At 70.7% G+C, this 15,765-nt stretch carries 17 protein-coding genes; 7 read left to right on the forward strand and 10 right to left on the reverse strand.

Translation table 11 applies throughout. The features are described from left to right. Window positions 1-68: 68 nt before the first annotated feature. Window positions 69-1,355 carry an adenylosuccinate synthase gene (locus Phou_RS18965; RefSeq protein WP_173057250.1) on the reverse strand — a complete coding sequence of 429 codons (1,287 nt, stop codon included), beginning with the start codon at window positions 1,353-1,355 and terminating at the stop codon, window positions 69-71. A 129-nt stretch (window positions 1,356-1,484) separates the two neighbouring features. Here Phou_RS18965 and Phou_RS18970 point away from each other — a divergent pair, with 129 nt between their 5' ends. From Phou_RS18970 to Phou_RS18985, 4 genes are all read left to right on the forward strand, one after another. After that, window positions 1,485-2,315 carry a diacylglycerol kinase family protein gene (locus tag Phou_RS18970; RefSeq protein ID WP_246273615.1) on the forward strand — a complete coding sequence of 277 codons (831 nt, stop codon included), beginning with the start codon at window positions 1,485-1,487 and terminating at the stop codon, window positions 2,313-2,315. Window positions 2,316-3,546: 1,231 nt separating this feature from the next. Beyond that, on the forward strand, window positions 3,547-5,496 hold the full coding sequence (locus Phou_RS52765) for a MinD/ParA family ATP-binding protein (protein ID WP_246273805.1): 1,950 nt from the start codon (window positions 3,547-3,549) through the stop codon (window positions 5,494-5,496). A 71-nt stretch (window positions 5,497-5,567) separates the two neighbouring features. Continuing rightward, window positions 5,568-5,939 carry a YciI family protein gene (locus tag Phou_RS18980; RefSeq protein WP_173057251.1) on the forward strand — a complete coding sequence of 124 codons (372 nt, stop codon included), beginning with the start codon at window positions 5,568-5,570 and terminating at the stop codon, window positions 5,937-5,939. Next, a complete protein-coding gene (locus tag Phou_RS18985; RefSeq protein WP_173057252.1) occupies window positions 5,936-7,138 on the forward strand; it encodes an RNA polymerase sigma factor in 1,203 nt (400 codons plus the stop codon). Before Phou_RS18980 ends, Phou_RS18985 begins: the two co-directional genes overlap by 4 nt. Here the strand turns inward: Phou_RS18985 and Phou_RS18990 are convergent, their stop codons facing one another. Next, a complete protein-coding gene (locus Phou_RS18990) occupies window positions 7,139-7,567 on the reverse strand; it encodes a DUF3151 domain-containing protein (protein ID WP_173057253.1) in 429 nt (142 codons plus the stop codon). Window positions 7,568-7,760: 193 nt separating this feature from the next. Here Phou_RS18990 and Phou_RS18995 point away from each other — a divergent pair, with 193 nt between their 5' ends. Then, complete coding sequence (locus tag Phou_RS18995) at window positions 7,761-8,939, forward strand: LOG family protein (protein WP_173057254.1); 1,179 nt, start codon at window positions 7,761-7,763, stop codon at window positions 8,937-8,939. Between the two features lies 1 nt (window position 8,940). Here the strand turns inward: Phou_RS18995 and Phou_RS19000 are convergent, their stop codons facing one another. The 3 genes from Phou_RS19000 to Phou_RS19010 form a co-directional block, all read right to left on the reverse strand. Then, a complete protein-coding gene (locus Phou_RS19000) occupies window positions 8,941-9,459 on the reverse strand; it encodes a hypothetical protein (protein ID WP_173057255.1) in 519 nt (172 codons plus the stop codon). A gap of 123 nt (window positions 9,460-9,582) precedes the next feature. After that, window positions 9,583-10,626, reverse strand: coding sequence for a class II fructose-bisphosphate aldolase (fbaA, locus tag Phou_RS19005; protein WP_281365074.1), 1,044 nt, complete (start codon window positions 10,624-10,626; stop codon window positions 9,583-9,585). 102 nt (window positions 10,627-10,728) lie between these two features. Then, on the reverse strand, window positions 10,729-11,118 hold the full coding sequence (locus Phou_RS19010; RefSeq protein WP_173058563.1) for a phage holin family protein: 390 nt from the start codon (window positions 11,116-11,118) through the stop codon (window positions 10,729-10,731). A gap of 124 nt (window positions 11,119-11,242) precedes the next feature. On the opposite strand from Phou_RS19010, the gene Phou_RS19015 reads away from it, so the two are divergent. Next, complete coding sequence (locus tag Phou_RS19015; protein ID WP_173057257.1) at window positions 11,243-11,452, forward strand: hypothetical protein; 210 nt, start codon at window positions 11,243-11,245, stop codon at window positions 11,450-11,452. A gap of 57 nt (window positions 11,453-11,509) precedes the next feature. Then, a complete protein-coding gene (locus tag Phou_RS19020) occupies window positions 11,510-12,274 on the forward strand; it encodes a DedA family protein (RefSeq protein WP_173057258.1) in 765 nt (254 codons plus the stop codon). 132 nt (window positions 12,275-12,406) lie between these two features. Here the strand turns inward: Phou_RS19020 and Phou_RS19025 are convergent, their stop codons facing one another. The 5 genes from Phou_RS19025 to Phou_RS19045 form a co-directional block, all read right to left on the reverse strand. Beyond that, window positions 12,407-12,784, reverse strand: a complete 378-nt coding sequence (locus tag Phou_RS19025) for an ArsR/SmtB family transcription factor (RefSeq protein WP_173040617.1) — start codon at window positions 12,782-12,784, stop codon at window positions 12,407-12,409. Between the two features lie 64 nt (window positions 12,785-12,848). Then, window positions 12,849-13,382, reverse strand: a complete 534-nt coding sequence (gene pyrE, locus Phou_RS19030; RefSeq protein ID WP_173057259.1) for an orotate phosphoribosyltransferase — start codon at window positions 13,380-13,382, stop codon at window positions 12,849-12,851. A 60-nt stretch (window positions 13,383-13,442) separates the two neighbouring features. Further along, window positions 13,443-14,231, reverse strand: a complete 789-nt coding sequence (locus Phou_RS19035; RefSeq protein WP_173057260.1) for an SDR family NAD(P)-dependent oxidoreductase — start codon at window positions 14,229-14,231, stop codon at window positions 13,443-13,445. Beyond that, window positions 14,207-14,884, reverse strand: coding sequence for a hypothetical protein (locus tag Phou_RS19040; RefSeq protein WP_173057261.1), 678 nt, complete (start codon window positions 14,882-14,884; stop codon window positions 14,207-14,209). The genes Phou_RS19035 and Phou_RS19040 overlap by 25 nt, the downstream gene beginning before the upstream one ends. Continuing rightward, window positions 14,881-15,732 (reverse strand): hypothetical protein, encoded by an 852-nt coding sequence (locus Phou_RS19045; protein ID WP_173057262.1) that lies wholly within the window; start codon window positions 15,730-15,732, stop codon window positions 14,881-14,883. Before Phou_RS19045 ends, Phou_RS19040 begins: the two co-directional genes overlap by 4 nt. Window positions 15,733-15,765: the final 33 nt, after the last annotated feature.

Below are 15,765 nucleotides of genomic sequence, written 5' to 3' on the forward strand. Positions count from 1 at the left end.
TCATGGTTCAAGCAGCGACAATCCGGACACGCCCTCCGCTGGCCCTCCGCGCGCTCCGCAGGGACGAGCTAGAGGAGGTCGTGGCGGACGACGTTTTCCTCGCGGCCGGGGCCAACCCCGACGATCGAGACCCGCGTGCCCACCAGGTCCTCGATGCGCTCCACGTAGGTGCGGGCGTTCGGCGGGAGGTCGCTGAAGGCGCGCGCCTTCGTGATGTCCTCCCACCAGCCGTCGTGCTCCTCGTAGATCGGCCGGGCGTGGTGGAACGCGGTCTGCGTCATCGGCATCGTGTCGACGCGTTCGCCGTCGATCTCGTAGCCGACGCAGATCGGCACCTTCTCAAGGCCGGTCAGCACGTCGAGCTTGGTCACCACCAGGTCGGTGATGCCGTTGAGGCGCGTGGCGTACCGCGCGACCACCGCGTCGAACCAGCCGCACCGGCGCTCACGGCCGGTCGTCGTGCCGTACTCAGCGCCGATCTTGCGCAAGTGGGCGCCGTTTTCGTCGAAGAGCTCGGTCGGGAACGGGCCGGAGCCCACCCGCGTCGTGTACGCCTTGCTGACGCCGATCACCTTCGAGATGGCGGTGGGCGGGATGCCTGCGCCGACGCACGCGCCGCCGGCCGACGGGTTGGACGAGGTCACGAACGGGTACGTGCCGTGGTCCATGTCCAGCATCGTGGCCTGGGCGCCTTCGAGCAGGACGGTGTCGCCCCGGTCGAGCGCGTCCCACAGGATCGTGCGCGTCTCCGCGATGTACGGCCTCAGCCGCTCCGCATACGCCAGGTACTCCTCCACCACCGCGGAGGGGTCGAGCGCCTTGCGGTTGTACACCTTGAAGAGGATTTGGTTTTTCTCCCGCAGCACCAGCTCAAGCTTCTTGCGGAGGATGCCGGGGTCGAGCAGGTCCTGCAGGCGGATGCCCATGCGGGCGACTTTGTCGCCGTACGCCGGGCCGATGCCGCGGCCGGTCGTGCCGATGCGCGAGGAGCCGAGGTAGCGCTCCACCACACGGTCGAGCGCGCGGTGGTGCGGCATGATCAGGTGCGCGTCGCCGGAGATGCGGAGGCGGGAGACGTCGACGCCCCGCTCGGCGAGGCCGTCGATCTCGCCGATCAGCACCTTGGGGTCGACCACCACGCCGTTGCCGATGACGATCATCGCGTTGGGCGAGAGCGCTCCGGATGGCATGAGGTGCAGGGCGTACTTCTGGCCGTCTGGCGTGATCACCGTGTGGCCGGCGTTGTTTCCGCCCGAGTACCGCACCACGTAGTGGACCCGCTCGCCCAGCAGGTCGGTAACCTTGCCCTTGCCCTCGTCGCCCCACTGGGCTCCGATGAGCACGATCGCTGGCATCTCTTTCCCGCCTTACTGGGGGCTCGGGTGCCAGTGTGGCGACCGCGTGGCGAGCCCGAGGTGTCAGGCTAACAAGAAGTTACGGCCAGCTCAGCGCTGGCCATAGAGATCAGCAGGGGGTCACCGCCGGTGTACGACGTGGTGTTGCTCACGCTCGGCGGCGGTTGTGGCGCTCCGCGCGTGCCCGTGCTCGCCTGTGCCGATGCGCTCACGGCGGCGGGCGCCACTGTACAGACGGTCACCGCAGAGTCCGATGCCGACATCGACGCAACCCTGGACGGCCGCCGGCTGGTCGTCGCCACGGCCACCGACGGGCAGTTGCGCGCCGTCGTGCGGCGCATGGTCCGGCGGTACGCCCCGGCGCCCAGCAAGCGCCCTACCGACCTGCCCGCCAACCGCACCGTGCCCGACCTGCCCGCGATCGGCGTGCTCCCGCTCGACCCGACCGCCGACGACCTCGCCACCCAGCTCGACCTGCCGCGCGACCCGGCCGAGGTGGCCAAGGCGGTGCTCGGCGACAAGGTGCGCCGCCTTGACCTGCTGCGCAACGATGGCGGGTCGGTCACGCTCGACGGTGCGCTGGTCGGCGGCGAGCAGGGCATGTGGCGGGGACGCGTGGAGGTTGACGACGCCGTGCTGAGCGACGGGTCCGACCCCATACTGGCGTGCGCGGTCGGCAACGGTGCCGGCTACACGCGGCTCGACGGACTGGCACTGCTCACGACCCCGGACCCGACCGACGGCGTGGTCGAGGTCGCGGTGGCGGTGCCGGTGGTCGCCCAACGCCTGCTGCGCCGCCCCCGCATGCGGATCGAGGTCCGCCGGGCCCGCGGCCGGGCCGTGGCCATCACGCCCCGCGAGCCCGAGATTGGGTACACCGACGACGGCGTGAGCGGCACCCTGACCCACAAGCGGTCGTGGTGGGTGGAGCCGGGAGCTTGGGCGGTGTACGTCCGCTGACGACTGTGCGAGGCTGCCGGTTGGGAGAGGAGGCTGCACGGTGGACGAGGAACGGCCGAAGTCGCGGCAGGTGCCGGTCGGCCCCAACCGCGGCGTCAAGCCGCTCTGGCCGACGGCGGACTACGTGCCCGAGGAGGACCTCAACCCCGCCCCCGCGGCGCCGCCACCCCCTCCGCAGCCGATAGCCGAGCCCTTCCCACCGCCCGACTCGCCCGCTTTCGGCGCTCCCCACGAGCCCTTCCCCCACAGCGGCCCAGCTACGCCACCCTTCGGCCCGCCCGGCGTTAACGCCCAACCGCCGCCCTACGCCCCGCCCGCCCAGCAACCGCCTTACGGCCCGCCCGGCCAGCAAGCGCCCTACGCCCCGCCTGGCCAGCAAGCCCCTTACGGCCCGCCTGGCCAGCAACCGGCGTACGGTCCGCCGCTGCACTACGGCTCGGCCGGGGCACACGGTGAGCCGCCCGCTTACGGCTCGGCCGGGACTCACGACCAGGCGCCGGCATACAGCCCGCCGATGGCTCACGGCCAGCCGCAGGTCCCCGGCCAGCCCGGTGTTTCCGACCCGGCGGGTGTCTACGGCCGGCCAGCAGCGCAGGGCGAGCCTGCCGAGCACGAAACGCCGCCGCCGCCCGCCTCCGACGCCGCGGCACAGGCCGGGCCGGGCTTCGGGCCGCCGCCACCCGGACCGCAAGGCTGGTCCAACGGCACGGACAACCTCCCGCCCGGCGTGTGGCACCTGGCCGGCACGTCACCGCACGCCGAGCCACTCACCCCCGTGCACAACGGCCCGCCGATCGCCACCACGCCGCCCGCTGGCATCCCGGTCTCGTCGGGCCACCACTCGGGAGGCATCCCGTTTCCGGCGTTGCCACCGACATCGGCCCCGCCGGTGACCTCGTCGCCGCCGGCTGAGTACGCCCCGCCGATCCCGACGGCCCCACCGGCATCGGCACCACCCGCAGCGCCGGCCGTCTACGGCGCAACGCCACCTGCCTACGGCCAGCCCACGTCGAGCCCGCCCGCCTACGGCCAGCCCACATCGGCACCGCCGGCACCGGGCTCAAACGCTTACGGGCAGCCCACCTCCGCACCGCCCGCCCCAGTATTTGGCCAGCCCACCTCGGCACCGCCCGCATACGGCCCACCGGGCGATGGTCAGCTCGCGCCCGACCCGCAGGCATTCAGCCAGCCGACCTCGGCGCCGCCGGCACCCGGACCGCAGGCCAGCAGCATGCCGACCTCGGGACCCCCCGCACCAGACCCGCAGGCATACCTCCAGCCCGCCTCAGCACCACAAGCGGCCGGACCGCCCGGCTACACCGAACCCACCTCGGCACCACCGGCATCAGGGCCGCCCGGCTACACGCAACCCACCTCGGCACCGCCAGCGGCCGGACCGCCCGCCAACACCGAACCCACCTCGGCACCACCGGCATCAGGGCCGCCTGCCTACGGCGGACCCACGTCCGCGCCGCCCGCATTTGGACCGCCCGGACCCGACCCGCACGCGCACGGCCAGCCCACCGCGGCACCGCCTGCGCACAGCCAGCCCGCCAGCGGATCGCCCGCGCCGGAACCACCGGCCTCCTACAGCCAGCCCACCTCCGCACCGCCCGCGCACAGCCAACCCGCGTCCGGACCGCCGGCCTACGGTCAGCCCACCGCGGCCCCGCCGGCCTATGGTCAGCCCACCGCGGCGCCGCAGGCCTCGGCGTCGCCGGCGTGGGTGCAGCCAGCCGGGCCGGCACCGGCTGACGGCGGGCCTGCATGGGATGGGGCCCAGACCGGCGCCGCACCGCCCAACGGTGGTCCACCGTGGAACGCCGCGCCGGCGCCCAACGGTCAGGGTGCGCACGTCGCCGGTCCGGGCGGGTGGGTGGCGCCGGCCGCTGAGGTGCCCACCAACAACCACGCGCTGCAGCCGCCCGCGGACCCGTGGGCCGGCGCCGCGCCGCTGCACCACCCGCCGGGTTCGCCGTGGGCCACCCCACCGGGCCACGTGCCGCCGGGGGCGGGACAGCCGCAGCCTGGCACGAGCGACGCCACGCCGGCCCAGGCCGCGCCAGCGGTGGGGCAGCCTGGCGCGCCCGCGTACCCGGTGCTGGGCTGGCCGGGCCACGGCGGGCAGGCAGGCTTCCCGCCGGTCCAGGGTGAGCCTGCGACGGTACCGACACAGCCTCACCCTGGCGTCACCCCGGCGCCGCCGCAGGTGTACCAGGAGCAGCAGCCCCATCGCCCGACGGAGGCGGGGGTGCCGACGGCGGAGGAGTTTGCGCGGCGCCGTGCGGTCCGCCCGCCGGAGCCGGTGGCCCGCACCGGCGTGCGGGCGGCGGTCAACAAGTCCACGCTGGGCCTCGTCAAGCTGGCGCCCGGCCGCCACGAGCAGGAGTTTCGCCAAGACGTCGAGAAGGTGCGGCGCAACTTCGGCGGCCTGCGCCAGGTGACCGTGGTCAACCCCAAGGGTGGCGCGGGCAAGACGGTGGCCGTGCTGCTGCTGGCGATGACGTTCGGGCAGAAGCGCGGCGGCTACGTGCTGGCCTGGGACAACAACGAGACCCAGGGCACGCTCGGCATGCGGGCGCAGCAGGACTTTCACAGCCGCACCGTGCGGGACATGCTCCGCGACCTCTCCAGCTTCCAGGGCGCGCGGGGACGTGTGGGCGACCTTTCGCAGTACGTGCGGTCGCAGGGCGAGGGCATGTTCGAGGTGCTGGCGTCGGACGAGTCGGCGACGGCGGGCGAGATGCTGACGGCGCACGCGTTCGGGGAGATCCGCGAGGTGGTGAGCCGGTTCTACAAGTTGATCTTTGTGGACACCGGCAACAACGTGCGCGCGCAGAACTGGCAGGCCGCGATCGACGCCACCGACCAGCTCGTGGTCACGATGTCGGCCCGCAACGACTCCGCCGAGCCCGCCGCCCGCATGCTCGACCACCTCGAGCAGTCCGGGCGCACCCGGCTGGTGCGGCAGGCGGTCACGATCATCTCAATGCCGCCCCGCGCCAAGGACATCGACCTCGCCCCGATCCAGCGGCACTTCGAGGCGCGCACCCGCGCGGTCCTGCTGGCCCCGTACGACCGCGTGATCGACACCGGTGAGCCGATGCCATACAGCCAGCTCTCCAACGCCACGCTCGACGCCTGGCTGAAGGTGGCCGCCGCCGTCGCGGAAGGGTTGTAGCCGGTGTCGAGATCCGGCCTCCGGCCTCGACCTATGGGGTAGGAAGGGCATCGAGACCCGGAGGTACCCCGATGAAGTACTTGATCATGATCTGGCACAACCCGAAGTCGCGCGCGATCTGGGAGAGCTTCTCCGACGCGGAGCGCGCCGAGGGGTGGCGGGCGTACGCCGAGCTGAACGAGAACCTGATCGCCTCCGGGGAAATGGTCATCTCCGAGGCGCTTGCCGACCCGTCGCAGGGCCGGCGGGTGCCGGCGGCCGAAGGGCAGTCGCTCGCCACCGACGGCCCCTTTCCGGAGGCGAAGGAGCAGCTCGCCGGCTTCTACCTGGTCGACTGCGAGAGCTACGAGCGGGCGATGGAGATCGGTGCGATGGTCCCGGAGAGTGCCCTCGGCCTGGTCGAGGTGCGCCCCGTCCTCGCCATGAACGGGCCCGACATGTGAACGAGGTCGAGTCACTGCTGCGCGAACACGCGCCGCAGGTGCTCGCCGCGCTCGTGCGGCACCACGGCGGCTTCGAGACCTGCGAAGACGCCGTGCAGGAGGCGCTGCTCGCGGCCGCCACCCAGTGGCCCGTCGAGGGCGTGCCGGCCAAACCGCGGGGCTGGCTGATCACCGTGGCCTCGCGCCGCCGCACCGAGCTTTGGCGCAACGAGACGGCCCGGCAGCGGCGCGAGGAGACGGTGGTGCTCCTCGAGCCGGCCGGGGCGCCACCGCCTCCGGACGTCGACGACACGCTCACGCTGCTGTTTCTGTGCTGCCACCCGGCGCTCACGGCGGCCTCGCAGGTGGCGCTCACGCTCCGCGCCGTCGGCGGCCTCACAACGGCCGAGATCGCCCGCGCGTTCCTGGTGCCGGAGGCCACGATCGGCCAGCGGATCAGCCGAGCGAAGCAGCGGATCAAGGCGAGCGGCGCCGAGTTTCGAATGCCACCGCCGGCCGAGCGGCCGGCACGGACCGCGGCGGTGCTGCGGGTGCTCTACCTGATCTTCAACGAGGGGTACACCGCCAGCTCCGGCCCGGCCCTGCACCGCGTGGAGCTGACGACCGAGGCGATCCGGCTGACCCGCCAGCTTCACGCCCGCCTGCCGGGCGACGGCGAGTTGGCCGGCCTGCTCGCGCTCATGCTGCTCACCGACGCCCGCCGTCCGGCCCGCGCCCGCCCGGACGGCAGCCTCGTGCCGCTCGCCGAGCAGGACCGCACCCGCTGGGACCGGGCGGCCATCTGCGAGGGCGTCGGGCTGGTCAGCGCGGCGCTGACGACCACCGAGGTCGGGCCGTACCAGCTGCAAGCCGCGATCGCCGCGGTGCACGACGAAGCCGAGCGCACTGAGGACACCGACTGGGCTCAGATCCTCGGCCTGTATGACCTGCTGGACCGGCTCGCGCCCGGACCCATGGTCACCCTCAACCGGATCGTCGCGGTGGCGATGGTGTACGGGCCGGCGACCGGCCTGGCCCAGCTCGACCGTGCCGAAGCCGACCCGGCACTGGCGGGACACCATCGGACACACGCCGTCCGCGCACACCTGCTGGACCTCGCCGGCGAGCGGGAGGCGGCACGCGAGCAGTACCGGCTGGCAGCCAAGCGCACGCTCAGCGTGCCCGAGCAGCGCTACCTGGAGTCGAAGGCGGCCGGATAGCTACACGCTGGAGAGCGCGTCTCCCGCGGCCGGGTCGCAGTCGCGCAGAAACTGGGCACACCGTGCCGCCTCGTCGGACTCGCCGATCTCGTCGGCCGCCCGGGAGAGCGCGTGCAGCGACCGCAGGAAGCCGCGGTTGGGCTCGTGCGACCACGGCACCGGGCCGTGGCCCTTCCAGCCGTTTCGGCGCAGCTGGTCGAGGCCGCGGTGGTAGCCGGTGCGGGCGTACGCGTACGCCGCGACGAACCTGCCCTCCGCGAGTGACCGGCTCGCGAGCGTCGCCCACGCCGCGCTGTACGTCGGGAAGTGAGCGGCCACATCCGCGTACGCCTCGTCGGTGTCGACCCGCTCCGCCTGGGCCAGTGCGGCCGCGGCCTTGTCGTCGGCGGGCAACAACGTGGCGGGCGGTTCGGGCAACAGGTTCTGCATGGGCACATTCAACCCGCAACGCCGCTCAGCATGCCTGAAAGGCTGAGGGATTCGTCACGCGTGCGGCCGGTGTGCGCGACCCCACACTGGACTACAAATGAAGGTCCGGAGCCTCCCCAGGACCCGGTAACGGGAGCCCGGTGGCCTTTGTGCCGCCGGGCTCTCTCTTGTACCGGTGGGGCAGGATTGGCACGTGCCGTCCCTCGATGTCCTTGAGCCGTTCGACACCACGCCGGAAGAAGTGGAGTCGCGCGCCGAGCTCGACCTGCACCTGCGCAGTGGCAGCCTCGCCGGGCTGACTGTCCAAGGGCTGCACCTCGACGCCGAGCCCGTGCCCGACCTCTCACAGGTGGACGTCGCCGGCACGCTCTTCATCGGCTGCCGCTTCGCCACCGTCGAGGCCGAGGCCGACGTGGTGCGGCGCGGGGCGCATGTCGTGCCGCCCTTCCGCGACCTGCCGTTCCCGACCCACCCGGCGCACCTCTACACGCCGGAGGACCTCGCGGCCGGCTTCGAGACCGGTGGCTTCGCCGGGATGTACGACACGGTGGTCTACGAGCAGTTCCTGGCGGCGGGCGGTGCGCTGCCGTCGGTGCGCGAGGCCCTCGCCCAGCGGCTGCACGACCACGGCATCGACAACGCGCTCGCCGACGTCACGCTCACCTGGCTGGGCCGCCACGGTCCGGGCTCGGTGATCGGCGTGATGGGCGGTCACGCCGTGCCGCGCGGCTCGTCGACGTACCGCTTGGCGGCCACGCTCGGCTGGGAGCTGGCCCGCGCCGACCGGCTCGTGGTGACCGGCGGCGGCCCGGGCGTGATGGAGGCGGCCAACCTCGGCGCCTACCTCGCCACCTACGACGCCGAAGACCTCACCGCCGCGATCGACCAGCTCAGTGCCGTGCCCGACTTCCTGGACCACGACCCGTACACGGCGGTCGCGCTGGAGGTGCGGGCCCGCTTCACACCGGCCGGCGACGTCGACTGGCCACGCCGCGGCGGCCTCGCGATCCCCACCTGGCTGTACGGGCACGAGCCGGCCAACCTCTTCGCCGGCCGCATCGCCAAGTACTTCTCCAACGCCATCCGCGAGGACACGATCCTGCGGCTGGCACGCGGGGGCATCGTGTTCGCGGCGGGCCGGGCGGGGACGGTGCAGGAGGTCTTCCAGGCGGCGACCAAGACCTTCTACGGTACCGACGGCGCGAGCGGGGCGTACGTCTTCCTCGACCGCGCCTTTTGGACCCAGACCCTGCCGATCGAGTCGCTGCTGCGGCCGCTGCTGGCGCTCTCCCCCGCGGGCGACCTGTCCGGCACGATCCACGTGACCGACGACGTGCGCGAGGCCGTGCGCGTCCTGACCGCCCAGAGCTGACTCAGGCGATCGGCACCCGGCACCAGAAGCCGACCGGGAGGTCGACCTCGGTCTCGTCGGTGACCCCGTTCTCGTCGAGCGCGTTGTAGATCGCGACCCGGCAGCCCTCGAAGAGGAACTCGACCGCGTGCAGGACCCGCGGCCGCCAGTGCGACGGCATGATCCGCTCGATCACGTTGACCTCGCGCAGCCGTCGGCCGCGGGCGGCCACCAGCGCCGGGTGGGCGTCGGGGCGCCAGTCGAGGGCGAGGCCGGGCCAGTCGAGCGGCATGGACATGTCCACCTGACCCCAGGTGATGCCGCACTCGTCGAACTTGCGGTGGGTGACCTCGACGTTCACGTCGCCGAAGCCGAGGATCACCGGCCCGTCGGCAAACCACTGGCGGCGCTCCAGGTCCCACATCAGCCAGGCGTCTTCCAGCGTCCGCCCGATGATGCGGGAGAAGCGGGGACGGTGGACCGCGGCCAGCGTCTTACCGCTGTGACACCACTGCGGTTCGTACCCTTCGATGCCGAGCACGACCGACCTCCAGAGGGCATTCAGATCGGACGATAGTACCGAAAAGCCGCCCATGACCACGGAACGGCGCGCGGCCGGCCCCCGAACGGGGACCGGCCGCGGACGTCTGGTTGGGGAGCGTGGTTACTTGGTGATCGAGGTACCCGTCGAGCGAAGGTGCTCGCAGGCCTCGACCACGCGCTTGGCCATGCCCTCCTCGGCGGCCTTGCCCCAGGTGCGCGGGTCGTACGACTTCTTGTCGCCGACCTCGCCGTCCACCTTGAGCACACCGTCGTACTTGCTGAACATGTGCCCGGCCACCGGACGGGTGAACGCGTACTGCGTGTCGGTGTCGATGTTCATCTTCACCACGCCGTAGTCGAGCGCGGAGCGAATCTCCGACAGCAGCGAGCCCGAGCCGCCGTGGAAGACCAGGTCGAGCGGCTTCTCCTTGCCGTACTTGGCGCCGAGCGCGTCCTGGATCTCCTTGAGGATCTCCGGACGCAGCTTGACGTTGCCCGGCTTGTACACACCGTGCACGTTGCCGAAGGTCAGCGCGGCGATGTAGCGACCCTTTTCGCCGAGGCCCAGCGCGGCGACGGTGGCGAGGCCGTCCTCAACCGTGGTGTAGAGCTTTTCGTCGATCGCGCCGACGATGCCGTCCTCTTCGCCGCCGACGACGCCGACCTCGATCTCCAGGACCACGTGGGCGGCGGCCGCCTCGGCCAGCAGCTCCTCGGCGATCTGGAGGTTTTCGTCCAGCGGCACCGCCGAGCCGTCCCACATGTGTGACTGGAAGAGCGGCGCCTCACCGCGCGCGACCCGCTCCTTGGAGATCGCCAGCAGCGGGCGGACGAAGCCGTCCAGCTTGTTCTTGGGGCAGTGGTCGGTGTGCAGGGCGATGTTGACCGGGTAGTTCTTGGCCACCTCCGCCGCGTACGCCGCGAACGCCACCGACCCGGTGACCATGTCCTTGACCGTCGGGCCCGAGAGGTACTCGGCGCCGCCGGTGGAAACCTGGACGATGCCGTCGCTCTCCGCCTCCGCAAAGCCACGCAGCGCCGCGTTCAGCGTCTGCGACGAAGTCACGTTGATCGCGGGGTACGCGAACGCGCCGGCCTTGGCGCGGTCGAGCATCTCGGAGTAGACCTCAGGGGAAGCGATAGGCATGTCAAACGCTCCTAGTATTCGGGCTTGTGTGCGCCGGACCGCGCTGTCCTCCAGCCGGAAGTATCGCGCAGGTCACCGGCCGCCACCTCACCGGCCCGGGGTGGTTCGGAGCGCCGGGAGTCAGGCTTCCTTGCCCTCCCACCGGTCCGGGATGACGAGGCTGATCAGCCAGCTGACCACGGCCATCACGATCGCGCCCCAGAACGCCGGCCAGAAGCCGTCGATCTGGAACGGCAGGTCGAGCTGGCTCGAGAGCCAGTCGGTCAGCAGGAAGAGCAGGGCGTTGACCACGAGCGCGAAGAGCCCCAGCGTCAGGATGTAGAACAGGCACCCGACGACGTGGATAATCGGCTTGAGAATGGCGTTTACCAGGCCAAATATGAGCGCGACGACGATCAGCGTCAGTGCGTTGCGACCGGAGGAACTGCCGGTCACGTCGATGCCGGGCACCACGAGCGTGGTGATCCACAGCGCTACCGCGTTGATCGCCCATCGGACCAGAAAACCCACCGTTCCATCCTGACACCGCAGCACCGGACCGGAGGCCGGTTTCCCCACCTTGATCAGCGGGCACCCTGCCCGCGGTACCAGCAAGACGCCGTCGTAACCGGGAAAGAAGCAGAAGGAGGCCACCATGGCCGACCCCGACGAAGACTTCGCACCCGAAGCAAGCCTGGCACCGGATGAGCGCGACCCGGAGGCACCGGCAGAAGACGCGGTAGAGCAGGCCCGCGTGGTCGACCCCGCCGACACCGACGCGGAGGTGCGCCGAGGCCTTGAGGTGGACGATTGGGACGCGCTGGAGCAGGCCCGTGTGGTCGGGCTGGACGACGACTACCGGTAGGGCCGGTCCGCCTTCAGCAACCACACAGCTTCGCCTGGTCGGGCACCGGTAGCCTATGTGCCCGTGGACACAGCCGAGAAGACCCGCGCGCTCACCGAGCAGCTCGCCGTCAACCCGCTTGATCCCAAGGAGCTCCTTCAGACGTTCGGTCTGGTGGGCGTCTGGGTGATCCTGTTCGCCGAGACCGGACTACTGCTCGGCTTCTTTCTCCCCGGTGACTCGCTGCTCTTCCTCGCCGGCGTGGCCGCTTCGCCGGTCGCCGACGCGATGTTCGGCGACGGCACCAGGCTCTCGCTGATCGGCCTCGTGATCGGTGCGCCGATATGCGCGATCGCGGGTGCGCAGCTTGGCCATTTCCTCGGCGCCCGCTACGGCCGCAGGATGTTCGAGCGGCCCGACTCCCGGTTCTTCAAGCGGGAGTACGTGGAGAAGGCCGAGTACTACTTCGAGAAGTTCGGCCCGGCGAAGGCCGTGGTGCTGGCCCGCTTCATCCCGATCGTCCGCACGTTCCTCAACCCGGTGGCGGGCGTGCTCGGCATGCCCGCCAAGACCTTCTTCTTGTGGAACGTCGTGGGCGGCGTCATCTGGACCGACGGGATCATCCTCGGCGGTTACTTCCTTGCGGACAGCATCTATGACGCGGTCGGTGACCACATCGACCGCTACATCCTGCCGGTGGTGGCCCTCATCGTGCTGATCTCGGTCTTGCCGATCTTCATCGAGATCATCCGGGAGCGGCGTGCCCGCCGCCGGGCGGCCGCCATCGCCGCCGAGGACCCGGAGCAGACGTCGCCTGCTGCCGGCCGGCACTCTCAGGTTTGATCAAATACCGGCGACTACCGCCTGTGATAGGCGCAAATCGCACCAGATGCCATACCTGAGGCGTGAGGAAATCGCCCGGTGTCACTGAGAATGGTGGTGCACCCAGTGACGCCGGGCGATCCCCGCGCTAACTCAGCGAGCCTTCTTGGTGGCGCGCTTACGAGGCGGAGTCAACAGGTCGGCGATCGTTGCGATCGCGGTAGGCACCAGCCGGTAGTAAGCCCACACACCGCGCTTCTCCCGCTCCAGCAAGCCGGCTTCGGTGAGGATTCGCAGGTGGTGGCTTACCGTCGGCTGCGAGAGGCCGAGCGGTGCGGTGAGGTCACAGACGCACGCTTCGCCTTCCGGGGCCGACTGGATGAGGCTCAAGAGCCGCAGCCGGGCCGGATCGGCAAGTGCTTTCAGGACCCCAGCGAGGCGCTCGGCATCAGCGCGCTCGATCGGCTCGCCGCCAAGCGGCGAGATCTGAGGCATGGTCGTTTCAGCCAACGCAGTTCCCACGTACTCCATCCTTCCACCTACACCATCGATCCGCCTGCATATCAGCAGGTCCGAATCGACAAACTTGTTAGACCTAAAGGCCGAGGTCGCCCAACGTGTAGGCAGCGCGATACGGGAGTCCCACGTCCCGAACCGCCTCACCCGCACCTCGATCAACGATAACCGCTACACCCACAACCACGGCTCCGGCCTGTTTGAGCGCCTCGACCGCGGTCAGCACGCTGCTGCCCGTCGTCGAGGTGTCCTCCACCGCCACCACCCGGCGGCCCGCCACATCGGGACCTTCGATTCGACGCTGCAGCCCGTGCGTCTTCTCCGCCTTGCGCACCACGAACGCGTCGAGCTGCCGACCTGCCGCGGCGGCCGCGTGCAGCATCGCCGCCGCGATCGGATCCGCGCCCAAGGTCAAGCCGCCGACCGCGTCGAACTCCCAGTCCGCGGTGAGGTCGAGCATTACCCGACCAACGAGCGGAGCGGCCGCATGGTGCAACGTTACGCGGCGTAGATCGACATACCAGTCGGCTTCACGACCCGAGGACAGCACGACCCGGCCCCGGACAATGGCCAGTTCAGTGATGGATTTACGCAGGTCGTCATGGTCCCCCATGGCGCACAAGGGTACTTGCCGAATGCCCGGTTCGTACCGTCGACCCGGTCACATCCCCAATTACTGTTCGTCGCGACCTGTACGCCCGCGCGTGTCGCGTGCGACGGCCTGCAGCAAACCGCGGGGCAGGTGCCGCATCCCGAAGACGGCGACCTTGTACTTCCAGTCGGGAACGCTCACGACCTTGCCCCGCCGCAGGTCGCGCAGGCCGTCCTCGACGACCCTGTCGACCTGGAGCCACATCCACTCTGGAGTTTTGGACATGTCGATGCCGGCCCGGTCGTGAAACTCCGTGTGCGTGTAACCGGGACAAAGTGCCATCACGCGAACGCCTTGGCGCCGCACGGATTGAGCGACAGATTCACTGAAGTTGGTGACCCACGCCTTGCTGGCCGAGTACGTCGAACCGGGCATCACCGCCCCGAAGCCGGCGACGGAGGAGACATTTATCACGTCACCCCGGCCACGCTCGATCATCCCTGGGAGGGCGGCGAGGGCGAGGCGCATGACCGCGTGCACGTTGACCCGCAGAAGCCGGCTCTCAGCCTCCACGGTGGACTTTACGAACGACCGGTTGAGGCTGAAGCCCGCATTGTTGACCAGCATGTCGACGCCCTCGGCGAGCCGCTTCTCCACCACCGCGCAGCCTTCGTCGGTGGACAGGTCGGCGCCGAGCGGCGTGACCGTCACCCCGTACCGATCGGACAGCTCAGCGGCCAGCTCGCTCAGCCGCTGCTCGCCACGCGCGACGAGCACGAGGTCGTACCCCTCAGCCGCGAGCCGGCGGGCGAACGCCGCACCGAAGCCGCTGCTGGCGCCCGTGATCAGGGCCGTCCGGGAGGCTGCCAATCGGAGTTCCTCACCTCGGGAAGCGGGGGCGGGATGGTGGGGATGGCTGGGGGCGTGGTGGGTGGCACCGGCGCCTGCGGCTCCGCCGGGCGCCGGAAGTACGGGTGCGAGGCTGGCAGCGCCAGCAGCAGAGCTACTAAAAGGTAGCCCAACGCCTGTCCCACGGAAACCACGCCGCTGAGGCCGATCCACCAGCCCGGGTACGAGTCGGTGAGCGCCTGGGTGAGGTCCTGGATCTGGTCGTCGGTCGATACGTTCCAGGACAGTGCGCTCTGGCTGACCACGGCGAGAAGGCCGCAGCAGCCGCAGAAGAGGCCCAGGCCGCTGACGATCCAGGTGGCGATGCGGGCGCCGCCACGACCCTGGAGGTTGCCCACGCCGAGCCCGATCAACAGGACCGCGAAGACGACCGAGAGCACCGCGCCGGTGATCACCGTGCCCCAGGCGAGCCCGGCGAGCCCGTCGATGTCGGACTGGCTGGCGCCCGTGGCCTGTGCCGCGTCGCGGAAGTCGTCGACGACGCCTCCGATGGTGGCCAGGCCGACGACCGCGTTCACCAGCCCGGCGACTCCCATGAAGATCATGATCGCCGCGGCGGTGGTGACGGTCGCCGGCCGTGGCCGGGCCGGCTCGGTGATCGAGACGTCGGTCATGCAGTTAGAACTACAGGACTGCCGGCTTGATCACTGACTGGGGGTGAATTCGGGTTGTCCCGCTTGTCCTCGACCGGCGCCTCCGGCGCACTCGCCGCTGGTGGGGCGGCCGGCGGCGGTGTGGGGTCGGACGAGGGCGGTACGGACGGTGTGGGCGGCGCGGGCGGCGGGACCTGCGTGCCAGGTGCCGGCGGTGCGCCCTGAGCCGGCGCCCCAGGGGCTTGCGGGACCTGCGGGTAGCCGGGGTAGGCCGGGTAGGTCGCGCCCGGTACGGGCGGCTCCCAGGCCGGGGCCGGCTTGCGGAAGAACTCGTTGGACGGCGGGAGCGCCAGCAGGATCAGCGCCGCCAGGAGCGCGAGCAGGCTGATCACGGCGAGCGTGATCGTGACCGGCGTGTACCAGCTCGGCAGCGCGTCCTCGAGCCGCCGCTGGATCTCACTCGCGTCGGGCACGTCGTTCTGCCCGGAGTCGAAGTTCATCGAGTTGCTGAACGCGGAGCCGGCGAGCGAGACGCCGGAGCAGCACAGCGAGATGCCGCCCAGCACCCAGGTGACGATGCGGGACGGATTCTTGCCGCGGTTATTGAAGATCGCCAGAACGACGAACGCGATGGCGAAAAGCAGGCCGATGACGCCCACGATCACCGAGGTGACGGTCACGAACGCCTCGGCGCCCTCGGCCGAGGTGCCTTCGTACGCCTCGCGGTACACGTCGGACGTGGTGCCGATCACCGAGAGCCCGATGATCACACCGAGCAGGCCGAGCGCGGCGTACAGGTAGAGCAGGTAGCTGGAGATGGTGACGGTCCCCGGGCGCCTGGGCGCTCCCGGGCTCGTGGGATCAGCCACGACGCTCCTTCCCTAGATCAAACTCAGGACGTA

The organism is Phytohabitans houttuyneae (assembly GCF_011764425.1).
GTDB classification, from domain to species: domain Bacteria; phylum Actinomycetota; class Actinomycetes; order Mycobacteriales; family Micromonosporaceae; genus Phytohabitans; species Phytohabitans houttuyneae.